Genomic DNA, 21,896 nt, shown 5'->3' on the forward strand with positions numbered 1-21,896 from the left:
CTCTGCCGCCCGAAGCCGCCTAATCGGACAGCTCGATCCAGACCGGGGCGTGGTCGCTCGGGTTCTCCTCGGCGCGGGCGGCGAGGTCCACCTCCGCCCGCACCAGCCGCTCGGCCAGCTCCGCGCTCAGCAGCGCGTGGTCGATCCTGAGGCCGCGGTTCTGCTCGAAGGCCGCGCCATAGTCCCAGTAGGTGAAGGGCGGATGCTCCGGGTGCAGGGCGAGCAGCGCATCCGTCAGCCCCAGATGCGTCAGCGCCCGGAAGCGCGCGCGGCTTTCCGGGTGCACCAGCGCATCGGTCGGCGCCAGCGCGCCGGGGGCGAGATCGGCCTCGGTGGGGCAGACGTTGAAGTCGCCGAGCAGCGCGAGCGGCCGGAACGCGTCGAGCTGCGCCGCCGCCCAGAGGCGCAGCCGCTCCATCCAGCGCCACTTGTAGGCCAGCCCCTCCTCGCCGCCCGAATTGCCGTTGGGCAGGTAGAGGCCCGCCACCGTCAGCCCGCGCCAGGCCAGGGCGAGGAAGCGGGCCTGCGCGTCCCCCTCCTCGCCGGGCAGGGCTTCGGCCAGCAGCGCGAACTCGCCGCGCGCCAGCACCGCCACCCCGTTGCGCCCGCCCCCCTGGCCCAGCGCATGCAGCGTGTAGCCGCTGGCGGAGAGCTCCATGGCCGGGAACTCCTCGCTGCGGCACTTGAGCTCCTGCAGCACCACGAGGTCGGGGGCGCAGCGCTCGAGGAAGCGCAGCAGGTGCGGCACCCGCCGGCGGATGGAGTTCACGTTGAAGGTGGCGAGGCGCATGGCCGCCACTGAGCCCCGCCGCGCGCCCCGGCGCAAGCCCCGCCCGTCTCAGCCCACGGCGAAGGATGCGCCGCAGCCGCAGCCGCTCACCGCCTGCGGGTTGCGCACCACGAAATGCGATCCGATCAGCGCCTCGTGCCAGTCGAGCTCCGCGCCGCCGAGGAAGTCGAGCGAGACGCCGTCCACATAGACGCGCACGCCGCCGACCTCCACCACCAGGTCGTCCTCGCCCGCGCTCTCCTCCAGCGCGAAGCCGTATTGCAGCCCCGAGCAGCCGCCGGCCGAGACGCTGACGCGCAGCCCCGCCCCGGGCCGGCCCTCGCGCGCGGCGATGGCGGCGATCTCCTCCGCGGCGCGGGGCGTCACATGGAAGCTGCGAGGGTTGGCCACATCCGGCATGAGGGACTCCTTCGGTCCGGAATGTAGAGGCCCGCGCGACGGATTTCCACGCCCGCGCCGCAGCGCCGCGATCCATGGCAAGCGGCCGCGGGTATGATAGGCCAGGGCGCATGCACGCGACGCGCGAATCGAAGGCCCCCTACGCCGTGCAGTCCTCGCGCGGCCGCCTGCACGCCGAGCCGGAGGATCCCACCCGCACGCCCTGGCAGCGCGACCGCGACCGCATCATCCACTCCCGCGCCTTTCGCCGGCTGCAATACAAGACGCAGGTCTTCGTCTTCCACGAGGGCGATCATTTCCGCACCCGGCTGACCCATTCCATCGAGGTGGCGCAGATCGCGCGCAGCCTGGCCCGCCGCCTGCGGCTCGACGAGGATCTGGCCGAGGCGCTGGCGCTGGCCCATGACCTCGGCCACCCCCCCTTCGGCCATGCGGGCGAGGAGGCGCTGGATGGGGTGATGCGCCCCTGGGGCGGCTTCGACCACAACGCGCAGAGCCTCAAGCACGTCACGCTGCTCGAGCGCCGCTACGCCGGCTTCGACGGGCTGAACCTCTCCTGGGAGACGCTGGAGGGCCTGGCCAAGCACAACGGCCCGGTGCGCCGGCCCGCCCCCTATCTGCTGCGCTACAACGCGACGCATGACCTGGAGCTGGCGAGCCACGCCAGCGCCGAGGCGCAGGTGGCCGCCATCGCCGACGACATCGCCTACAACAACCACGACCTGGAGGACGGCATCCGCGCCCGCCTCTTCACCCTCGAGGAGGTGGCGGAACTCCCGCTCCCGGGCCGCGCGCTGGAGGCGGTGCGCGCCGCCCATCCGGAGGCGCCCGCGGGCCGCGCCGCGCCCGAGATGGTCCGCCGGGTGATCTCCGCCATGATCCAGGACGTGGCGGAGGAGACGGAGCGCCGCCTGGCCGCGCTCAAGCCGGCGAGCGTGGAGGAGATCCGCGCCGCCCCCGCCCCGGTGGTGGCCTTCAGCCCGCCCATGGCGGCCGCGAACGCCGAGGTGCGCGCCTTCCTCTTCGATCGGATGTATCGGCATTTCCGGGTGAACCGCAGCACGCAGAAGTCGAAGCGGGTGGTGCAGATGCTGTTCAGCCTGCTGCACGGCGGCCCGCAGATGCTGCCCGAGGAGTGGCGCGCGCGCGCCGGCGAGCCTGGCTCCGCCGCCACGGCCGAGCTGGTGGGCGACTACATCGCGGGCATGACCGACCGCTTCGCCCTCGAGGAATACCGCCGCCTGACGGACCCGCATGTGGGGGGCTGAGCGCGGCCCCTTGCCGAAACCGCGCCGCCCGCCGCACAAGCCCGCCCCATGACGCACGACATCTTCGCCCATCTGCGCGCCCGCGTGGTGGAGGCCCTCTCGGCCCTGCTGCCCGACCTGCCCGCCGAGGCCTTCGCCCGCGTGACGGTGGAGCCCCCGCGCGAGGCCGCGCATGGCGACATGGCCACCAACGCCGCGCTGGTGGTGGGCAAGGCGGCGAAGCTGCCCCCGCCGAAGCTGGCGGCGGAACTCGCCCAGCGCCTCGCCACCCTGCCCGAGGTGGCGGAGGCCGCGCCGGCTGGTCCGGGCTTCGTGAACCTCCGGCTGAAGGAGGGCTACCTCCGCGCGCAGCTCCCGGTGATCCTCAACGCGGGCGAGGCCTATGGCGATGGCGCGCCCAAGCCGGGGCGGGTGAACGTGGAATACGTCTCGGCCAACCCCACCGGCCCCATGCATGTGGGCCATTGCCGCGGCGCGGTGGTGGGGGATGCGCTGGCCAGCCTGCTCGCCAAGGCGGGGCACGATGTCACGCGCGAATACTACATCAACGACGCGGGGGCGCAGGTGCAGGCGCTCGCCTACGCCGCCTACTGGCGCTACCTCCAGGCGCTCGGCACGACGATGACCGAGGAGGAATACGCGCAGCTCATCCCCGGCGGGCTGCAGTACCGCGGCGACTACCTCATCCCCGTGGGCGAGGCGCTGAAGCACCGCCACGGCGACGCGCTGGCCGAGCCCGACACCCCCCACGGCCCCGGCATGGCCGGCCCCGACCGCTGGTTCGCCGAGGTGCGCGAGACCACCGTGGCCATGATGATGGAGGCGATCCGCGAGGATCTCGCCGCCCTCGGCGTGCGCCACGACGTCTTCGTCAGCGAGGCCGCGCTGGTGGCCGAGGGGATGCTGGAGCGCGCCGAGGCGCAGCTTTCCGCGCAGGATCTGATCTACCGCGGCGTGCTGGAGCCGCCCAAGGGCAAGACGCCCGAGGACTGGGAGCCGCGCGAGCAGACGCTGTTCCGCGCCACCGCCTTCGGCGACGAGGTGGACCGGCCGCTGCGCAAGTCCGACGGATCGGGCACCTATTTCGCCAACGACATCGCCAACCACCTGGGCAAGCTCGCGCGCGGCTTCGACGCGCTGATCCATGTCTGGGGCGCGGACCATGGCGGCTATGTGAAGCGCATGCAGGCGGCGGTGGCGGCGCTCTCCGGCGGGCGCGTGCCGCTCGAGGTGGTGCTGACGCAGATCGTCCATGTTCTGAAGGACGGCCAGCCCGTGCGCATGTCCAAGCGCGCGGGCAGCTACATCACCCTGCGCGACCTGATCGAGGAGGTGGGGCGCGACGCGGTGCGCTTCACCATGCTGACGCGCAAGGCCGACGCGCAGATGGAGTTCGACCTCGACCTCGTGCTGCGCCAGACGCGCGACAACCCGGTGTTCTACGTGCAGTACGCCCATGCGCGCTGCCGCTCCGTGCTGCGCAAGGCGGGCGAGCCGGCGCCACAGGACCTCGCCCTCGCGCCCCTCGATGCGCTGGATGACCCGGCGGAGCTCGCGCTCATCCGCCGCCTCTGCGCCTGGCCGCGCGTGGTGGAGACGGCCGCCGCGGCGCGCGAGCCGCACCGTGTGGCGTTTTTTCTGAATGACCTCGCGGCGGATTTTCACCTATTGTGGAACCGCGGGGCGGAGGATTCGACCCTCCGCTTCATCCAGGAGGCCGACCCGGAGGGGACACGGGCACGGCTGGCGTTGGTGGCTGCCACCGCCCTGGTGATCCGTTCCGGGCTTGGCGTGATGGGGGTCACGCCGGTCGAGGAGTTGAGATGAGCGACACGACGCTGCCCTCCTGGCGGGTTCGCCCGCCGGAGAGGGCGCGGGCGGGATGGGGGATCCCGCCCAAGCTCTGGATGATTCTGGGCGGGCTGGCGGGCTCTGTGGCGCTGGCGGCCCTGATCATCTGGGCGATGGGGCAGATGGGGCCGCGCGGCGTGCCCCTGATCGAGGCTGATTCCAGGCCCTTCCGGGTGCGGCCCGAGGGCGCGCCCGCCGCGCCGAGTCCGCCGCCCGAGATGATCCTCGACCGCCACGCGCGGCCCGAACGGGTGGGGGAGGCGCGCCTCGCCCCCGGGCCGGAACAGCCGCGGCCCGAGGCGATGCGCGCCCCGCCCGCACCCGCCGCCCCGGCGCAACGCCCGGCTGCGCCCGCGGCGGGGCAGCCGGCGCCCGCGCAACCCGCCCCGGCCCAGCCCGCCGGGGGCCAGGCGCGCCCGGCCGCGCCCGCCGCCCAGGCGCAGCGGCCCGCCGCGCCCCAGGGCCGCGCCATGATCCAGCTCGGCGCGCTGCGCAGCGAGGAGGCGGCCCGGCAGGAATGGGAGCGGCTGCGCGCCCGCGTGCCGGAACTCGCCGGCCGCAGCCCCGTGATCAGCCGCTTCGAGCGCGAGGGCCAGCCCCCGCTGTGGCGCCTGCGCGTCGGCGGCCTGGCCGACCGCGAGGCGGCGCGCGCCCTGTGCGAGCAGGTGCGCGCCCGCGGCGGCGCCTGCGTGGTGCCGCCCGGTTAGCGCCGTGCGCGCGGCCATCATCGGCCTCTCCGGCCCCGCCCTGACGGCGGAGGAGGCGGCGCTGTTCGCCCGCCACCGCCCGCTCGGCGTCATCCTGTTCCGGCGCAACATCGAGGCGCCGGCGCAGCTTCGCGCCCTCATCGCCTCGGTGCGCGAGGTTCTGGGCGAGGAGGCCGCCGTCCTGGTGGACCAGGAGGGCGGCCGGGTGGCGCGGCTGCGCCCCCCCCACTGGCCCGAGTTCCCCCCCCCCGCGCGCTTCGAGCGCGGCCCCGCCGAGGCCGCCCGCGCCAACGCCGAGGCCCTCGCCCGGCTCTGCGCCGCCGAGGGCTTCGACGTGGTCTGCGCCCCCTGCCTGGATCTGCGCCTGCCTGGCGCGCACGAGGTGATCGGCGACCGCGCCTTCTCCGCCGACCCGGCCGAGGTGGCGCGGCTCGGCGCCGCCTGGGTGGAGGGGCTGCGCGCGGGCGGGGTGATCCCGGTGCTCAAGCACATCCCCGGCCATGGCCGCGCGCGGCAGGACAGCCACGAGGCGCTGCCCGTGGTGGCGGAGGAGGCCGCCGTGCTGGCGGCCGACCTCGCGCCCTTCCGCGCCCTGGCCGCACCCGATCTCTGGGCGATGACGGCGCACATCCTCTACCCCGCCTGGGACGAGGCGCGCTGCGCCACCCTCTCGCCGCGCGTGATCGGGGGGGTGATCCGCGGCGAGATCGGCTTCCAGGGCTTCCTGATCTCGGACGACCTCGCCATGCGCGCCCTCTCGGGCGGGCTCGGGGCGCTGACCGAGGCGGCGCTGGCGGCGGGCTGCGACGCGGTGCTGCATTGCTCGGGCGTGGCGGCGGAGACGGCCGAGGTGCTGGCCGCGGCCCCTCCGCTCCCGCCCGCGGGGCAGGTGCGGCTCGCCGCCGCCCGCGCGAGGCTGCCCGCCCATGCCTGAGTGGCTGCCCGAGGCGGCGGCGGCGGTGCTGGCCGCCGTCATCGCCATCACCTTCCACGAAGCGGCGCACGGCTACGCCGCCCGCGCCCTGGGCGACCCCACGGCGGCGCTGCTCGGCCGCGTCTCGCTCAACCCGCTGCGCCATGTGGACCCCTTCGGCACGGTGCTGCTGCCGGCCATCCTGCTGGGGTCGCAGCTTCTCGCCACGGGGCGGGTGGATTTCCTCTTCGGCTGGGCCAAGCCCGTGCCGGTGGATGTGCGCCACTTCGCCAACCCGCGCGCGGGCATGATGTGGGTGGCGGCGGCGGGGCCGGCGATGAACGCGCTGCTGGCGCTGGCCGCGGCCTTCGCGCTGCACCCCGCGATCTGGGCGGAGCCGCTTCTCTCGGCCGACTCGGCGGCCTTCCTCTATCGCTTCCTCGCTCTGTTCATCCTGGCGAACCTGGTGCTCGGCCTGTTCAACCTCTTTCCCGTCCCGCCGCTGGACGGCGGCCGCATCCTGGTGGGGCTGCTGCCGCTGCGCGCGGCCATGGCCTGGGCGCGGCTCGAGCCCGTGGGGCTTTTCCTCGTGATCGGGGTGCTGTTCCTGCTGCCCATGGCCGTCCCCGAGTTCCGCCCGATGGACTGGTTCGTGCGCGAACTGGTGCGCCCGGCCTTCTCCCTCGTGCTGCGCGCCGCGGGGCACGACTTCCCGTGAGCGCCGCCGCGGCCGATGCGCTGCTGCTGGAGCTGGAGGGCTTCCAGGGCCCGCTCGACGTGCTGCTGGAACTCGCCCGCGCGCAGAAGGTGGACATCCGGCAGATCAGCATCCTCGCGCTGGTGGACCAGTATCTCGCGGTGATCGAGGGCGCGCGGCGCGTGCGCATCGAGCTGGCGGCCGACTGGCTGGTGATGGCCGCCTGGCTCGCCTGGCTGAAGTCCCGCCTGCTGGTGCCGGAGGAGGAGCGCGGGCCGGAGGAGGAGGACCCCCTGCTGGCCGCGCAGCGCCTGACGGAGCGGCTGGCCGAGCTCGACCGCATGCGCGCGGCGGCCGAATGGCTCGCGCGCCGCGCCCAGCTCGGGCGCGAGACCTTCGCCCGCGGCGCCCCCGAATCCCTGACGCTGGAGGACCGTTCGGGCCTGGTGGCCGATCTGGCGGGGCTGCTGCGCGCCTATGCCGAGGCGCGGCGGCGGGCGGTGGCGCACCGCCCCTTCACGCCCAAGCCGCGCAAGCTGTGGTCGGTCGCCGAGGCGCTGGCGCGGCTGCGCGCGCTGATCGGCCAGGCGGGGCCGGGCTGGTCCACCCTCTCGGCCTTCCTGCCCGAGGATCTGCGCAGCCCGCTCGACCGGCGCGCGGCGCTGGCCAGCACCCTCGTCGCCGCGCTGGAGGCGGCGCGGGGAGGGGGCATCGAACTCAAGCAGGAGGCGCCCTTCGCGCCGATCTTCGTCAAGCCGGGAATGGGGGAGCTGCCGCATGTCGCCTGAGGAGAACCCGGATTTCGCCCGCGCCCTGCGCATCGCCGAGGCGCTGATCTTCGCCTCCGACCGGCCGGTGCCGGCCGCGCGGGTGCAAATGGCCTTGCCCGCAGGGGTGGACGCCCAGGCAGTGCTGACCGCGCTCGCCGCCCAGAGCGCGGGGCGCGCGGTGGAGCTGGTGGAGGTGGCGGGCGGTTTCGCCTTCCGCACCGCGCTCGACCTCGCCCCCGCCATCACCCGCGTGGTCGAGGCGCCGCGCCGGCTGCCCAAGGCGGCGATGGAGGCGCTCTCCATCATCGCCTACCACCAGCCCGTCACCCGCGCGGAGATCGAGGAAATCCGCGGCGCGAGCCTCGCCCAGACCACGCTCGAGGCGCTGCTGGAGGCCGGGCTCATCGCCCCCCGCGGCCGGCGCGAATCCCCGGGCCGGCCCACGCTCTGGGGCACCACGGCGAAGTTCCTCGACCAGTTCGGCCTGAAATCCCTGAACGACCTGCCGCGCAAGGAGGAACTGGTCTCGAGCGACCTCGCCGCCACCCCCCTCGGCGGAGAGCGCGACGGCGCCCCGCCCGTGATCCCGGACGGCGCCCGGGCGGCCTGAGACCCCCATGGCCCGAGCACGCGCGGCGCGGGGTGGGCGCCGGAGAGGGGCGCCGCCCCTCTCCGGACCTCTCCCCGCCAAAGGCCATCGGCCTTTGGAAACCGCCTCGTTTGTGGGGAGGCGGAGGGAGGGGCATGGTGCGCCCGTGACGATGCGTGTTCCCCTGACGCCCCTCCCTCCGCCTCCCCACAGATGGGTTCCAAGGGCCCACTGGCCCTTGGCGGGTGGGGTGCGGGGAGGGCGGCGCCCTCCCCGTCGCCATTCCGGCGCTGCGCCCGCGCCACGGGCGTTCCCTGCCTGCCCCGGGCGCCGGCCGTGAGTCTGGTGCTGCGCGACATCCGTCACCGCTATGGCGCGCGCGAGGTGCTGCGCGGCGTCTCGCTCGAGGTGGCGGCGGGCGAGATCGTCTGTCTGCTCGGCCCCTCGGGGGATGGGAAGACCACCTTGCTGCGCCTCGTGGCCGGGCTCGAGCGGCTGCAGCAGGGCGAGATTTCGCTGGGCGGGCGCGTGCTGGCGGGGCCGGGCGTGGAGGTGCCGCCCGAGGGGCGCAATGTGGGGTTCGTCTTCCAGGACTATGCGCTGTTCCCGCACCTGACGGTGGAGGACAATGTGGCCTTCGGCCTGCGCCGCGTGCCGCGCGGGGACCGCGCCTGGCGCGTGGCCGAGGCGCTGGCGCGGGTGGGGCTCGAGGCCTACGCGAACGCCTGGCCGCACCAGCTCTCGGGCGGGCAGCAGCAGCGCGTGGCGCTCGCGCGCGCGCTCGCCCCGCGCCCCGACGTGCTGCTGCTCGACGAGGCCTTCGCCAGCCTCGATGCGCGGCTGCGCGAACAGGTGCGCGACGACACGCTGCATGTGCTCCAGCAGGCCGGGATCCCCGCCCTCATCGTCACCCATGACGCGGAGGAGGCGATGTTCATGGCCGACCGCATCGCGCTGATGCGCGAGGGGCGGATCGTGCAGCTCGGCACGCCGGAGGAGCTCTACCTCAACCCCGCCACCCCCTTCGTCGCCACCTTCCTCGGCGAGGTGAACCGGCTGCCCGCGCGCATCCGCGGCGGCGAGGCCAGGACGGTGATCGGCGCCGCCCCGGGCCGGGGCCTGCCCGAGGGCAGCGCGGCCGAGCTGCTGCTGCGCCCCGAGGGGCTGCGCGTGCTGCCCGAGGGCGCGCCCGGCGCCACCCCGGCCGAGGTGGAGGCCTGCCGGCTGCTCGGCGCCACCACCCTCGTGCACATGGCGGTGGAGGACGGGGAGGGGGGCGTGCTGCACCTGCACGCCCGGCTGCCGCCCGGCGCGGCGCTGGTGCGCGGGCAGCGCGTGGGGGTCGTGCTCGATCCGGCGCGCGCCTTCGCCTTCCCCGCCGGCGAGGCCGAGGGGTGACTCGCGCGGCCTCGCGCACCAAGTAACGGTTCCGCCGCATTGGCGCGGCGGCCCTCCCCTGGTATCGGAGGGGGAGGTTATCCGCTCCGGGGATGGAATGCTCGATCTCGCCTGGTCAGAGATCCTGCTGATCATCGTGGTGGCGCTGGTGGTGATCGGGCCCAAGGATCTGCCCGGCGCCATCCGCGGCATCGCGGACATGATCAAGAAGGGCAAGCAGCAGCTGGCGCAGTTCCAGCAGCAGGCGGACGAGCTCGTCCGCGAGGCGAAGCTCGACGAGGTGCGCAACCAGATCGCCGAGGTGAAGGGCGCGATCAACGAAATCCGCAGCTTCGACCTCAAGGGCGAAATCCAGAGGACGGTGGACTCGGACGGCGCGCTGACCAAGGCCTTCGCCGATGATCCGCTGAAGGATCTGGGCGGCGCGGCGAGCCCCCCCGCCTGGACGCCCCCGCCTACCGCCCGCGATGTCCCCGACGCGCCGGCGATGATCCCGCCGCAGACCATGGCGCCCTACAAGGCGCCGGAGCCGCCGCCGCCCCCGCCGCCCGTGCCCGCGCCCGCCTTCGTGCCGCCCTCCACCCCCGCGCCGGCCGGCCTCGCGGCGGAGCCCGCGCCGCCCCCGCCGGCCAGCCCCGTCGCGGCCGGGCAGGCGCCGCCGCCCGCCGCCCCCGCGCCCGCCCCCGCGCCGGCCAAGACCGCCTGAGGCCCCACCGTGTCCAACACCGCGCGCGACGACGACCCGATCAACGACAAGCCCATGCCGCTGATCGAGCACCTGATGGAGCTGCGCCAGCGGCTGCTGTGGTCGGTCGGCACCTTCGTGGTGATGTTCGGCGTCTGCTACTATTTCTCGGCGCAGATCTACGGCTTCCTCGCCGCCCCTCTGGCGGACATCCTGATGTCCCAGGGCGGGGGCGACCGGCGGATGATCTTCACCGCGCTCTACGAGGCCTTCTTCACCTACCTCAAGGTGGCCTTCTTCGGCGCGGTGTTCTTCAGCTTCCCGATGTGGGCCACCCAGGCCTGGCTGTTCATCGCGCCCGGGCTGTATCGCAGCGAGAAGCGCGCGATCATGCCCTTCCTGCTCGCCTCGCCGGTGCTGTTCCTGTTCGGCGCGGCGCTCGCCTACTACTTCATCTTCCCGCTGGCCTGGCACTTCTTCATCAGCTTCGAGACGCCCGCGGGCGGCGGCACCGTGCCCATCCAGCTCGAGGCGAAGGTGAGCGAGTATCTCTCGCTGGTCATGCACATGATCCTCGCCTTCGGCCTGGCCTTCCAGATGCCGGTGGCGCTGGTGCTGCTCTGCCGCGTCGGCATCCTGAGCGTGGAGACGCTGAAGAAGGGCCGGCGCTACGCCATCGTGGGCATGTTCGTGCTGGCCGCCATCATCACCCCGCCCGACGTGATCAGCCAGGTGGGCCTCGCTTTGCCGCTGATCCTGCTCTACGAGATTTCGATCTGGTTCGCGTCCTGGATCACGCCGAAGCCGCCCCGGCCGGACAAGGCCTGACCCTCCGCGCCCTCCTGGTGGACTGAGCCATGCACGACATCCGCAAGGTGCGGGAGAACCCCGAGGCCTTCGACGCGGCCCTGGCGCGGCGCGGCCTGCCGCCCCAGGCGGCGGCGCTGCTCGCCCTCGACGAGGCGCGGCGCGAGGCCATCGCCGCCACCGAGGCCGCGCTCGCCCGGCGCAACGCGCTCTCGAAGGAGATCGGGGCCGCGATGAAGCGCGGCGATGCCGCCGAGGCCGAGCGCCTCAAGGCCGAGGTCGCCGCCGCCATGGAGGCCGCCGCCCGGCTCGACCCCGCCGCGCGGACCGCCGCGCTCGACGATGCGCTCTCCCGCCTGCCCAACACCCTCGACGCCGAGGTGCCCGAGGGCGCGGACGAGACCGCCAATGTGGTGCTCCACACCCATGGCGCGCCGCGCGAGATCGAGGGCGCGAAGCAGCATTTCGAACTCGGCGAGGCGCTCGGGCTGATGGATTTCGAGCGCGCGGCGAAGCTCTCGGGCAGCCGCTTCGTGGTGCTGAAGGGGGCGCTGGCGCGGCTCGAGCGCGCGCTCGGGCAGTGGATGCTCTCCGTCCACACCGAGGAGAACGGCTACACCGAGGTCAGCCCGCCGCTGCTGGTGAACGCGCAGACGCTGTATGGCACCGGCCAGCTTCCGAAATTCGGCGAGGACCTGTTCCAGGCTGGCGCGCACTACCTCATCCCCACCGCCGAGGTCCCGCTGACCAACCTCGTCGCGGACAGCATCATCCCCGAGCCGGCCGAGCCGCTGCGCTACACCGCCCTCACCCCCTGCTTCCGCAGCGAGGCGGGGGCGGCGGGGCGCGACACGCGGGGCATGCTGCGCCAGCACCAGTTCCAGAAGGTGGAGCTCGTCTCGATCTGCACGCCCGAGCAGAGCGAGGCCGAGCACGAGCGCATGACGCGCTGCGCCGAGGGCATCCTCACCGCGCTCGGCCTCGCCTGGCGGCGGGTCTTCCTCTGCGCGGGGGATACGGGCTTCGGCGCGGCGCGCACCTATGACCTCGAGGTGTGGCTGCCCGGCCAGCGCGCGTGGCGCGAGATTTCCTCCTGCTCCAACTGCCGGGACTTCCAGGCGCGGCGGATGAAGGCGCGGTTCAGGCGCGGCAAGGAGAACCTCCTCCTGCACACGCTGAACGGCTCGGGCGTCGCGGTCGGGCGGGCGCTGATCGCGGTGATGGAGACCTGGCAGCAGGAGGACGGCGCCATCGCCATCCCCGAGGTGCTGCGCCCCTGGATGGGCGGGCTGGAGCGGATCACGCCGGCAGCCTGAGCCGGGCGCGCAGCCCGCCCATCGGGCTCTGCTCCAGCAGCAGCTCGCCGCCATGGGCGCGCAGGATGTCGTGCGCGATGGCGAGGCCGAGCCCCGTGCCGCTGGGCGAGCCGGTGTGGAAGGGCTTCAGCGCCTCGGCGCGTTCGGCCTCCGGGATGCCGGGCCCGTCATCGTCCACCACCACCTCGGCGAAGCCGGGGGTCTCGCCGCCGGGCGGGCGCACCGAAACCGTGATGCGCCCCGCATGGCGGCGGGCGTTGTCGAGCAGATTGGCCAGCGCCCGGCCGAGCGCATCGGCGCGCAGGCGCAGCGGCAGGGTCTCGGGCGCCTCCACCTCCACCGCCGCGCCGGCGCGGCGGGCCTTGGCGGCGGCCTCGCGCACCAGGGCGGCAAGGTCGGCCTCGCGCGCGGCCTCCACCCCCTCGCCGCGGGCGAAGGCGAGGTAGGCGTCTATCAGCCGCTCCATCTCCTCCACATCCTGGGTGAGGGCGGCGATGTCCGCCTCCGTCCCCGGCGTGCGGGGCAGCATGGCGAGGCCGAGGCGCAGCCGCGTGAGCGGCGTGCGCAGATCGTGGCTCACGCCCGCCAGCATGGTGGTGCGCTGGGCGACGAAGCGCGTGATGCGCTCGCGCATGGCGTTGAAGGCGAGCGCGGCCTGGCGCACCTCGCGCGCGCCCTCGGGCTTGATGGGCCCCGCGTCGCGGCCCAGCCCGAAGGCCTCGCTGGCGGCGGCGAGGCGGCGGATGGCGCGGACCTGGTTCTTCATGAACAGCGCCGCGACGAGGGCGAGCAGCAGCGCCGCGCCGACCAGCCAGACCACGAACACATAGAGCGTGCTGGTGATGAGCCGCCGCCGCGGGGCCTCCACATGCAGCACCCCGCCCGGCAACTGCACGCGGATGACGATGGAGGCCGGATCGCTCAGCCAGTCCGCGTCGAAGGGCAGGGCCAGGCGCTCGCGCAGCGCGGCCTGCAGGTCGTCCTCCAGCGGCAACAGGGGGGACCAGGCGGGGCGCTCGGGCACGGGTCCGAGCTGGCCGCCCTCCTCGTAGCTGAGGGCGAGGCCGAGCCGCCACTGCCCCTCGCGCATCATGCGCGCGCGCTGTTCGGGCGTGACCTCCTCGATGAAGCTCGCGACGAAGCCGATGTCGCCGGCCAGCGCGCCGGTCAGCCGGCGCGAGATCACGTCGAGCTGCCCGCCGTAGAAGAGCTGCAGCGCCACCGCCTGCAGCACCACCATGGGCACGAGCAGGATGATCAGCGTGCGCGCGAGCAGCCCGCGCGGCAGCAGCGCGGAGATGCGGCGGGCGAGGGATTTGTCCGGGCGCATCACCCGGCCCCGGGGCGCGGGGCGCGCAAGGCCCCCCGGCGCTCAGAGCAGCGGCCGCTGATGTCGACTCCCGAGGGGCCGGTGCGGCCGCTGGTATGCCTGTGCTTCGGCGCGCAGCCGCCACACCAACCCTGCGCGTGCTTCGGCGCGCAGTCGCCACGCCAACCCTGCGCGCGAGAGGGTCGGCATGTCATGCCGACCGTATCAGGGCCCGGGGCGCAGCACATAGCCCCGGTGCCGGATGGTGTGCAGGAAGCGCGGCTCGCGCGGGTCGGCCTCGATCTTGCGGCGCAGCCGCGTCACCTGCACGTCCACGCTGCGCTCGCCGGCCTCGGGCGTGCCGAGTGCCGCGGCGATCTCCTCGCGCGAGAGCACCTCGCCCGCGCGGCGGGCCAGCGCGGTCAGCAGCGCGGCCTCGCCGCCCGTCAGGCGCTGCACGCCCTCGGGTCCGCGCAGCTCGTTGCGCTCGGGGTCGTACCAGCGCTCGCCGAGCTGGATGGGGCCGAGCGGGACAGCGGCCGCGGCCGCCGGCTGGGCGCGGCGCAGGATGGTGCGGATGCGCAGCGCGAGCTCGCGCGGGTCGAAGGGCTTGGCGAGGTAGTCGTCCGCGCCGTGCTCGAAGCCGGCCACGCGGTCGTCGGGGTCGCCGCGGGCGGTGAGCATGAGCACGGGCGTCTCGTCGCCCGCGCGGCGGAGGGATTCCACGAGTTCGAGCCCGCTCTCGCCCGGCATCATCACGTCCACCACCATCAGGTCGAAGGCCATGGCGGCCAGCGCGGCGCGGGCCGAGGGCGCGTCGGCGGCGACGGCGACGCGGTGCCCCTGCTCGGAGAGGAAGCGCTGCAGCAGGCCGCGCAGCCGCGCGTCGTCGTCCACCACCAGGATGTCGGCCGCGGTCTCGGGCATGGTCAGGCGGATTTCCTCTCGATCGGGCGGGGGCTGAAGGCCGGGGTGGTGCGCCCCGGGGCGGCCTGGCGCTCCAGCGCCTCGAATTGGGCGCGCGCCTCCTCGCCCATCAGCCCGCGCATGACGCGGCGGAAGCCCTCCACCGCCTCGGGGCCGGCCTCGCGATAGGCGCGCAGCACCCATTCGCGCTGCGCCTCGAAGAGGCGGCGTTCCAGCGCCTCGCCCTTCTCGGTCAGGCGCAGCAGGCGCTGGCGCTTGTCCTTCAGCCCGGGATCCTGGCGCACATAGCCCTGCTCGATCATCGGCTGCAGCACGCGGCCCAGGGATTGCTTGGTGATGCCGAGGATGGCGAGCAGCTCGCCCACCTTCATCCCCGGCGCGCGGCCCACGAAATGCAGCACGCGGTGATGCGCCCGGCCCATGCCGAGGTCGGCGAGGATGCGGTCCGCCCCCGCGGTGAAGTCGCGATAGCCGAAGTAGAGCAGATCCTGCGCGAGGCGCAGCTCCTCCTCCCGCAGGAAGAGAAGGCTGCGCGCGGGGCCGCTCTCGCGCGGGCGCTCGGGTTCCGGCCGTTGCGGCATGGCTGCCATGCTCCGATTTTCGGTCAGCTTCATTGACACAATTTTCCCGGCCCTTCTAGAACGCCCTGGCGAACGCAAGGATCATGCGTCGGGCGAACCACCCGCGTTCCAAACGGAACGCCGCCGCGGGTGCGGACGCAAGCCTGTGATCCAACCTGGAGGAATGGCTGTGGCCCTGGTTCCCTTCGACGACCGCGACGGCTTCATCTGGTGGAATGGCGCCTTCCGCCCCTGGCGCGAGGCGAATCTGCATGTCCTCTCCCACGGGCTGCATTATGCCAGCGCGGTGTTCGAGGGCGAGCGCGCCTACAACGGCCGCATCTTCAAGCTGCGCGAGCACAGCGAGCGGCTGATCGCCTCGGGCCGCATCCTCGGCTTCGAGATTCCCTTCACGGCCGAGCAGATCGACGCCGCCTGCAACGAGACTCTCGCGAAGAACGGGCTCTCCGACGCCTATGTGCGCCCGATCGCCTGGCGCGGCGCGGAGGAGATGGGGGTCGCGGCGAAGAACACGCGCATCCACCTCGCCATCGCCGTCTGGGAATGGGGCGCCTATTTCGGCGTGGAACAGCGCATGAAGGGCGTGCACCTCGCCATGGCGAAGTGGCGCCGCCCGCACCCCGAGACGGCGCCCACCGCCTCCAAGGCCGCGGGGCTCTACATGATCGGCACCCTCGCCAAGCACGCGGCGATGGACGAGGGCGCGGACGACGCCATGATGCTCGACTGGAAGGGCGATGTGGCCGAGGCCACCGGCGCCAACGCCTTCTTCGTCTTCGACGGCGAGCTGCACACGCCGACGCCGAGCTGCTTCCTCGACGGCATCACGCGCCGCACGGTGATGGAACTCGCCCGCAAGCGGCAGATGAAGGTGGTGGAGCGCGTCATCAAGCCCGAGGAGATGCCGCGCGCCTCCGAGGTGTTCCTCGCCGGCACGGCCGCGGAGGTGACGCCCGTGCGCCGCATCGGCGACCACCATTTCACCCCCGGGGCCATCACCGAGACCCTGATGCGCGACTACGAGGCGCTGGTGAACGGGCGCGCCCCCGCCGCCGCTTGACGCGCCGCCGCGCGGCCTCGAAACCATGCGGCGGGGCCTTGCGCCCCGCGGCATGAGGGTGTGGCGCATGCGGAAGCGGCGGATGGTGCTGGCCGATCGGGCGCGATGATCGCCGCCCTGCTGCGCCGCTTCCGGCGCGCCCCCCCGAGCCCGCGCCTGCTCGGCGACCGCGCGCGCGACGCGCGGCGCTGGGAGGAGGCGGCCGCCCATTACCGCCGCCACCTCGCGGCGCATCCGGCCGATGCGGCGATCTGGGTCCAGCTCGGCCACGCCGAGAAGGAGGCCGGGCGGCCCGACGCGGCCGAGGCCGCCTATCGCGAGGCCATGGCCCTCGCCCCGCGCGACCACGACCCGCCGCTGCATCTGGGCCATGTGCTGAAGCTGCTCGGCCGGATGGAGGAGGCGATCCGCGCCTACCAGCTCTCGGCCGAGCTCGCGCCCGTGAACCATGCGGCCGAGGAGCTGCGCGCCCTGCTGCCCGCGGGGGCGGCGCCGGCCGCCTATGTCCCCGCCGCGCGCCCCGCCGGCCCCGCCCCGGAAACCCCCGAGCGCGCCGCCCTGCGCGCTGCCGCCGAGGCGAACCCCGGGGATGCCGCCGCCTGGCGCGCCCTGGCCGAGGCGCTGCTCGCCGCGCATGACCGCGCGGGCGCGCGCGCCGCCGCGGAGCGCGCCTTCACCAGCGCGCCCGACCGCCGCCACTGGCAGCTTCTGCGCCGCATCGCCGGCGCGGCGCCGGAGGAGGGCACCCCCGGCGGCCCCGACCTCTACGACGTGACGGACCTGCTGAACCTGCTGCAGGAGACGGGGCGCGCCACGGGCATCCAGCGCGTGCAGCTCGGTCTCGTCGAGGGCATCCTGAACGACGCCGAGGCCGCCGCGCGCGCGCGCTTCGTCTTCCTCGCCGAGCGCATGGGCCCGCTCTGGACCATCGCGCCGGCCGATCTGCGCGCCCTCCTCGCCTACTGCCTGGCCGAGCGGCATGACCTGGAGCGCGCGCGCCAGCTCGTCGCCCAGGCGATGGACCGCGCCCGGCCCACCCATCTCGCCTCCGCCCGGCGCTTCCTCATCCTCGGCGCCTTCTGGTTCTGGGCGGGGGCGCCGGCGGCCCTCGCCCGGCTGCGCGCGGCGGGCGTGCGCATCGGGGTGCTGGTCTATGACCTGATCCCCGTCACCCATCCCGAATACACCAGCGAGGGCACGGTGCGGGCCTATCGCCAGGGCCTCGCCGAGGGCGCGCGCCTGTGGGATTTCGCGCTGACCATCAGCGCCTGGACGGCGCGGGAGCTGGAGGGCGCGCTGGCCGGGCTCGGCGCGCCCGCCCTGCCGATCCGGCCCGTGCCGCTCGCGCACCGGATGAATGTCGGCGCCCCGCCGGGGCCGGAGGACTGGCCCGCGCCCCTCGCCGACCTGCGCGGGGGGGAGTTCGTGCTCTGCGTGGGCACCATCGAGGCGCGCAAGAACCACCTGGCCCTGTTCCAGGCCTGGCGGCTGCTGCTGCGCGAGGGCTTCGCGCCGCCGCCGCTGGTGCTGGTGGGCCGCCCCGGCTGGCGGGTGGAGGATTTGATGGCCCAGCTCGAGGCCACGCGCTTCCTGGACGGGCGCATCCGCCTCGTGCACGGCGTCTCGGACCCGGAGCTGGAGGCGCTCTACCGCGCCTGCCTCTTCACCGTCTTTCCCTCCTTCACCGAGGGCTGGGGGCTGCCGGTGGGCGAGGCGCTGGCGCTGGGCAAGGTGGTGCTGGCCAGCGGCGAGGGCGCGACGCCCGAGGCCGGGGCGGGCTTCGCCCTGCCCATCGACGCCTACAACCCCCGCGGCATCGCGGCCGAGGTGCGCCGCCTCTGCACCGACCGCGCCGCGCTGGCGGCGGCGGAGGCGCGCATCCGCGAGGGGTTTCGCCCGCGCGGCTGGCCCGAGGTGGCGGCGGATTTCCTGGCGAAGGTGGCGGAGCTCTCCGCCCTGCCGCCCATGCAGCACGAGCCCGCCACCCCGCCCGAACTCGCCCCCGGCGGGCGCATCGGCCTGGAGGCGGAGGAGGATTGGGCGGCGGCCGCGCTGCTGGGCGCGGGCTTCGAGGCGCCGGGGCCGGGCGGGGCGGCGCTGGTCGGCCCCGCCGGGGCGCTCGCGCTGCGCCTCGCCGCGCCGGGGACGGTGCTGCTGCGCCTCGCCGCGCGCCCCTGGGCGGAGATGAACCGGGTGGGGCTCTTCGCCGGGCAGGCGCCGCCGCGCTGGTTCGGGCTGATGCCGGGGCAGGAGGTGCTGGCCGCCATCGCCCTGCCCGCGGGGGAGACGCGGCTCGGCCTGGTCGTGGAGGGGCCGCTCGCGCCCCCGAAGGAGGAGGACCCGCGCCCCATTCGCGTGGCGCTGAAGGAGGTGGCGCTGGCGCCCCCGCCGGGCGGGGCGGTCGCGCCGCGCCTGCCGGTGGTGTTCGGCGCGCGGGCCGAGGGGCCGGGCTGGGCCGGGCTGCTCGCCGAGGGCTGGGACCTCGCGGCCGACAGCGCGGGGGTGGAGCCCCTCGCGCCCGCCCCGGTGATCCGCTTCCGCGCCGAGGGGCTGGGCCCGGGCGAGGCGCTGCGCGTCGTGCTGCACCTCGCCCCGCGGCCCGGCGCGGCGGGGCGGCTGCGCCACCCGGGCGGCGAGACGCCGCTGCCCGCCGCCCCGCGCCCCTTCGCCCTGCCGCTGGCGCTGACGACCGGGGAGGGCGGGGTGGTGGAGATCGGCCTCGCCATGGCCGGAGGCGGCGTGCCGCCGCTGCGCCTCGCGGCCCTGCAATGGGCGGCGGAGGGCGATCTGCCCGGCCGGCTCGCGCTGCTCGAGGGCATCGCCGGGGTGGAGCCGACGGGAGGGGCGGAGGCCGGAGGTCTTGCGGCGCTGGAGGCGCGGCTGACCGCGCTCGCCGCCGCAGCGGGGCCGCCGCCCGGGGGCGAGACGGGCCAGGCGCTGCGCCTGCTCTCCGCCCTGCGCCGGGGCTGACCGCGCGCCGATGCGCGTTCTGCTCGACATGCAGGGGGCGCAGGGCGCCTCGGCCCGGGCCGGGGTGGGGCGCTATGTGCTCGACTTCGCCCGCGCCATGGCTCGCGCGCGCGGCGGGCATGAGCTGCTGCTGCTGCTCAACGCCACCCTGGCCGGGACGGCGGGCGCCATCGCCGACGAGTTCGCCCCCCTGCTGGGCGAGGGCGCGATCCGCCGCTTTGCCGCGCCGGAGGGGGCGGTGGCGGGGCGCGCGCCCCTCTCGCCCCTGCGCCGCGCGGCCGAGCTGATCCGCGCCGAGGCGGTGTGCGAGGCGCGGGTGGACCTGCTGCTGCTCGGCTCCGCCTTCGAGGGCTGGCGCGACGAGGCGGTGGTCACCTGGCCCGAGGAATACGAGCGCGTGGCCACCGCCGCCGTGCTGCATGACCTCATCCCGCTCTCGCTGCGCGGGCTCTACCTGGATGGCGCCTGGGGCGAGGGCGGGCTGCTGCCCTGGTACATGCGCGGCCTCGACGAGGTGGCGGCGGCGGGGCTTCTGCTGTGCAACTCCGAGGCGACGCGCGAGGAGGCGCTGCGCCACCTCGCCACCCCGCGCGAGCGGCTGGCGGTGATCGGCGCGGGGGTGAACCCGGATTTCGCCCCGCCCGCGCGGCCGGACCCCGCGCTGCCCGCGCGCTACGGCCTCGCGCCCGGCTTCCTGCTGGCGCTGGGCATGGGGGATCTGCGCAAGAACGAGGCCGTGCTGCTGGATGCCTACGCCGCGCTGCCCGCGGCGCTGCGCGCGCGCCACCCGCTCGCCATCGGCCATGTGAACCCGCCCGCGCTCGCCGCCGCCATCGCCGCGCGCGGGCTTTCGGAGCGCGAGGTGCGGCTGCTGCCGCATGTGCCCGAGGCCGATCTGCCCGGGCTCTACGCCGCCTGCGCGCTCTTCGTCTTCCCCTCCCTCGCCGAGGGGTTCGGCCTGCCCGCGGCGGAGGCCATGGCCTGCGGCGCGCCGGTGATCGCGAGCGACCGGCCCGCCCTGCCCGAGGTGATCGGCCGGCCCGATGCGCTCTTCGACCCCGAGGACGCGCCCGCCCTCGCCCGGCTGATCGAGGCCGTGCTGACCGACCCCGCCCGCCGGGCGGACCTCGCGGCCTATGGGCTGCGCCGCGCGCGCGACTTCTCCTGGGACGGGGTGGCGGCCCGCGCCTGGCGGGCGCTGGAGGAGCGCGCGCCCCAGGGCGTGCCCTGGCGGCCCCGGCCGCGCCCGCGCCTCGCCCTGGTCTCGCCCCTGCCGCCCGCGCCCACGGGGGTGGCGGACTACGCGGCCGAGCTCGCGCTCGCGCTGCGGCCGCACTACGCCATCACCCTCGTCTCCGCCGCGCCGCCGGAGGGCGCGCTCGCGGGCCGCCTGCCCTGGATGGAGGAGGCGGCCTTCGCGCGCGAGGGCGGGCGTTTCGAGCGGGTGCTCTACCAGATCGGCAACAACCCCGTTCATGCGGCGGCGCTGACGCGGCTGCTGCCCCGCCAGCCCGGGGTGGTGACGCTGCACGACCCGGCGCTGACCGATCTCCGCAACTGGCTGCTGACCGACCGCGCGGCGCGCGAGCGCGCCCTGCCCGAGCGGGTGGAGGAGGAGGGCTACCCCGCCGCGCTTGCGGGGCGGATGGGCATGGGCAGCGCCGGGGTTCTGGCCGAGGCGGCCATGGTGATCGTCCATTCCGAGCATGCGCGGGCGCGGCTCGAGGCCGAATACGGCGCGGCGGCCACCGCCCATGTGCGGGTGGTGCCGCATCTGCGCGCCCCCCTTGTCCTGCCCGGGCGCGCGGCGGCGCGCGCCGGGCTCGGCCTGCCGCCCGAGGCGGACATCATCGCCGCCTTCGGCCTCGTCACCCCGCGCAAGGCGCCGCTCGCCCTGCTCGCCGCCTTCGCCGAGATCGCGCCGCAGCGCCCCGCCGCGCGGCTGGTCTATGCCGGGGGCGCGGTGGACGGGCTGGAGCGCGCCATCGCCGCCGAGGCGGAGCGGCTCGGCCTCGCCGAGCGCGTGCGCGTGACGGGCCGGCTGCCCCTCGAGACCTACCGGCGCTGGCTGGCGGCGAGCGACCTCGCGGTGCAGCTCCGCACCGACAGCACGGGCGAGACCTCGGGCGCGGTGAAGGATGCGCTGGCCGCGGGGCTTCCCACCCTGGTCAACGCCCATGGCGCCATGGCCGAGCTGCCGGAGGGGATCTGCGAACGCCTGCCGGACGCCTTCACCCCCCGCGAGCTCGCCGCCGCGCTGGGCGCGCTGCTGGCCGAGGCGCCGCGCCGGGCCGCGCTCGGGGCGGCGGCCGCCGCCTGGGCCCGCGAGGCGCTGGCGCCCGAGGCCATCGCGGCGCGGGTGCGCCATGTCATCGAGGAGGGCTATGGCACCGGGCCGCTTTCCGGGGCGCTCTCCCTCGCGCGGCGGGCGGCGCTGCTGCCGCTGGAGGCGGAGGAGGAGGCGCGGCTCGGCGCGGCCATCGCCGCCACCTGGCCGCGCCCGCGCGGGCCGAGGCTCTGGCTGGACACGGCCGCACCCGGCCTCGCCGCCGGAATCGAGGAGATGCTGCGCCAGGGCGTGCCGGGTTTCCGGCCCGAGCCGGCGCGGATCGAGGGCGGCGTGCTGTTCACGCACCATGGCTGGGCCTGGGCGCGGCTCGGCCTGCCCGGCGCGCCGCCCGGCGAGGGCCGGGTGGCGCTGCTGCCCGGCGATGCGCTGCTCAGCGCCGCGCCGGAGGCGCAGGCGCTGGCCCGGGGGCGGGGGGCGCGCTGGCTGCCCCCGCCCGAGGCGGCGGGCGGGGCCGCCCAGCGCGCCCGGGTGATCGCGCGGCTCGCCTTCGGCGGGTGATCCACCGGCGC

At 75.3% G+C, this 21,896-nt stretch carries 19 protein-coding genes; 14 read left to right on the forward strand and 5 right to left on the reverse strand.

Annotation, left to right across the window (positions count from 1 at the left end; all coding sequences use genetic code 11):
* Positions 1–19: 19 nt before the first annotated feature.
* Together H596_RS0105010 and H596_RS0105015 are read right to left on the reverse strand one after the other, a co-directional pair.
* Positions 20–790, reverse strand: coding sequence for an exodeoxyribonuclease III (locus H596_RS0105010; protein ID WP_027283968.1), 771 nt, complete (start codon positions 788–790; stop codon positions 20–22).
* Between the two features lie 48 nt (positions 791–838).
* Complete coding sequence (locus tag H596_RS0105015; RefSeq protein ID WP_037300054.1) at positions 839–1,189, reverse strand: HesB/IscA family protein; 351 nt, start codon at positions 1,187–1,189, stop codon at positions 839–841.
* Positions 1,190–1,299: 110 nt separating this feature from the next.
* On the opposite strand from H596_RS0105015, the gene H596_RS0105020 reads away from it, so the two are divergent.
* The 11 genes from H596_RS0105020 (at position 1,300) to serS (ending at position 12,190) form a co-directional block, all read left to right on the forward strand.
* On the forward strand, positions 1,300–2,457 hold the full coding sequence (locus tag H596_RS0105020; protein ID WP_027283970.1) for a deoxyguanosinetriphosphate triphosphohydrolase: 1,158 nt from the start codon (positions 1,300–1,302) through the stop codon (positions 2,455–2,457).
* A 48-nt stretch (positions 2,458–2,505) separates the two neighbouring features.
* A complete protein-coding gene (gene argS, locus H596_RS0105025) occupies positions 2,506–4,284 on the forward strand; it encodes an arginine--tRNA ligase (RefSeq protein ID WP_027283971.1) in 1,779 nt (592 codons plus the stop codon).
* The gene (locus H596_RS24535) at positions 4,281–5,015 is read left to right on the forward strand and encodes an SPOR domain-containing protein (protein ID WP_245583956.1); all 735 of its coding nucleotides are present in this window, start codon (positions 4,281–4,283) and stop codon (positions 5,013–5,015) included. Before argS ends, H596_RS24535 begins: the two co-directional genes overlap by 4 nt.
* Positions 5,016–5,019: 4 nt before the next feature.
* On the forward strand, positions 5,020–5,949 hold the full coding sequence (gene nagZ / locus H596_RS20140) for a beta-N-acetylhexosaminidase (RefSeq protein WP_051212402.1): 930 nt from the start codon (positions 5,020–5,022) through the stop codon (positions 5,947–5,949).
* A complete protein-coding gene (locus H596_RS0105040) occupies positions 5,942–6,646 on the forward strand; it encodes a site-2 protease family protein (RefSeq protein ID WP_027283973.1) in 705 nt (234 codons plus the stop codon). The genes nagZ and H596_RS0105040 overlap by 8 nt, the downstream gene beginning before the upstream one ends.
* On the forward strand, positions 6,643–7,413 hold the full coding sequence (locus H596_RS0105045) for a segregation and condensation protein A (protein ID WP_027283974.1): 771 nt from the start codon (positions 6,643–6,645) through the stop codon (positions 7,411–7,413). The genes H596_RS0105040 and H596_RS0105045 overlap by 4 nt, the downstream gene beginning before the upstream one ends.
* The gene (gene scpB, locus H596_RS20145) at positions 7,403–8,005 is read left to right on the forward strand and encodes an SMC-Scp complex subunit ScpB (protein WP_051212407.1); all 603 of its coding nucleotides are present in this window, start codon (positions 7,403–7,405) and stop codon (positions 8,003–8,005) included. Before H596_RS0105045 ends, scpB begins: the two co-directional genes overlap by 11 nt.
* A 315-nt stretch (positions 8,006–8,320) precedes the next feature.
* Positions 8,321–9,382 carry an ABC transporter ATP-binding protein gene (locus H596_RS0105055; protein WP_211225250.1) on the forward strand — a complete coding sequence of 354 codons (1,062 nt, stop codon included), beginning with the start codon at positions 8,321–8,323 and terminating at the stop codon, positions 9,380–9,382.
* A gap of 97 nt (positions 9,383–9,479) precedes the next feature.
* Positions 9,480–10,088, forward strand: a complete 609-nt coding sequence (gene tatB, locus H596_RS24840) for a Sec-independent protein translocase protein TatB (protein ID WP_051212408.1) — start codon at positions 9,480–9,482, stop codon at positions 10,086–10,088.
* A gap of 54 nt (positions 10,089–10,142) precedes the next feature.
* Positions 10,143–10,895 (forward strand): twin-arginine translocase subunit TatC, encoded by a 753-nt coding sequence (tatC, locus tag H596_RS0105065; protein ID WP_051212435.1) that lies wholly within the window; start codon positions 10,143–10,145, stop codon positions 10,893–10,895.
* Between the two features lie 29 nt (positions 10,896–10,924).
* Entirely contained in the window at positions 10,925–12,190 is a 1,266-nt protein-coding gene (serS, locus tag H596_RS0105070) for a serine--tRNA ligase (protein ID WP_027283977.1), read from the forward strand.
* Here the strand turns inward: serS and H596_RS0105075 are convergent.
* The 3 genes from H596_RS0105075 to H596_RS0105085 all read right to left on the reverse strand — a co-directional run bounded on the left by H596_RS0105075 (position 12,174) and on the right by H596_RS0105085 (position 15,040).
* The gene (locus H596_RS0105075) at positions 12,174–13,520 is read right to left on the reverse strand and encodes an ATP-binding protein (RefSeq protein WP_037300056.1); all 1,347 of its coding nucleotides are present in this window, start codon (positions 13,518–13,520) and stop codon (positions 12,174–12,176) included. The two genes, serS and H596_RS0105075, sit on opposite strands and share 17 nt — an antisense overlap.
* Before the next feature lie 204 nt (positions 13,521–13,724).
* Complete coding sequence (locus tag H596_RS0105080) at positions 13,725–14,426, reverse strand: response regulator (protein WP_027283979.1); 702 nt, start codon at positions 14,424–14,426, stop codon at positions 13,725–13,727.
* Between the two features lie 2 nt (positions 14,427–14,428).
* Positions 14,429–15,040 (reverse strand): MarR family winged helix-turn-helix transcriptional regulator, encoded by a 612-nt coding sequence (locus tag H596_RS0105085; RefSeq protein ID WP_156910038.1) that lies wholly within the window; start codon positions 15,038–15,040, stop codon positions 14,429–14,431.
* Positions 15,041–15,170: 130 nt separating this feature from the next.
* Here H596_RS0105085 and H596_RS0105090 point away from each other — a divergent pair, with 130 nt between their 5' ends.
* The 3 genes from H596_RS0105090 to H596_RS0105100 all read left to right on the forward strand — a co-directional run bounded on the left by H596_RS0105090 (position 15,171) and on the right by H596_RS0105100 (position 21,885).
* The gene (locus H596_RS0105090; protein WP_456307588.1) at positions 15,171–16,067 is read left to right on the forward strand and encodes a branched-chain amino acid aminotransferase; all 897 of its coding nucleotides are present in this window, start codon (positions 15,171–15,173) and stop codon (positions 16,065–16,067) included.
* Between the two features lie 105 nt (positions 16,068–16,172).
* Positions 16,173–19,037 (forward strand): glycosyltransferase, encoded by a 2,865-nt coding sequence (locus H596_RS22760; RefSeq protein ID WP_051212409.1) that lies wholly within the window; start codon positions 16,173–16,175, stop codon positions 19,035–19,037.
* Positions 19,038–19,047: 10 nt separating this feature from the next.
* Positions 19,048–21,885 (forward strand): glycosyltransferase, encoded by a 2,838-nt coding sequence (locus H596_RS0105100; RefSeq protein WP_027283982.1) that lies wholly within the window; start codon positions 19,048–19,050, stop codon positions 21,883–21,885.
* Positions 21,886–21,896 lie beyond the last annotated feature (11 nt).

This window comes from Rubritepida flocculans DSM 14296, from assembly GCF_000425365.1.
Classification (GTDB): domain Bacteria; phylum Pseudomonadota; class Alphaproteobacteria; order Acetobacterales; family Acetobacteraceae; genus Roseococcus; species Roseococcus flocculans.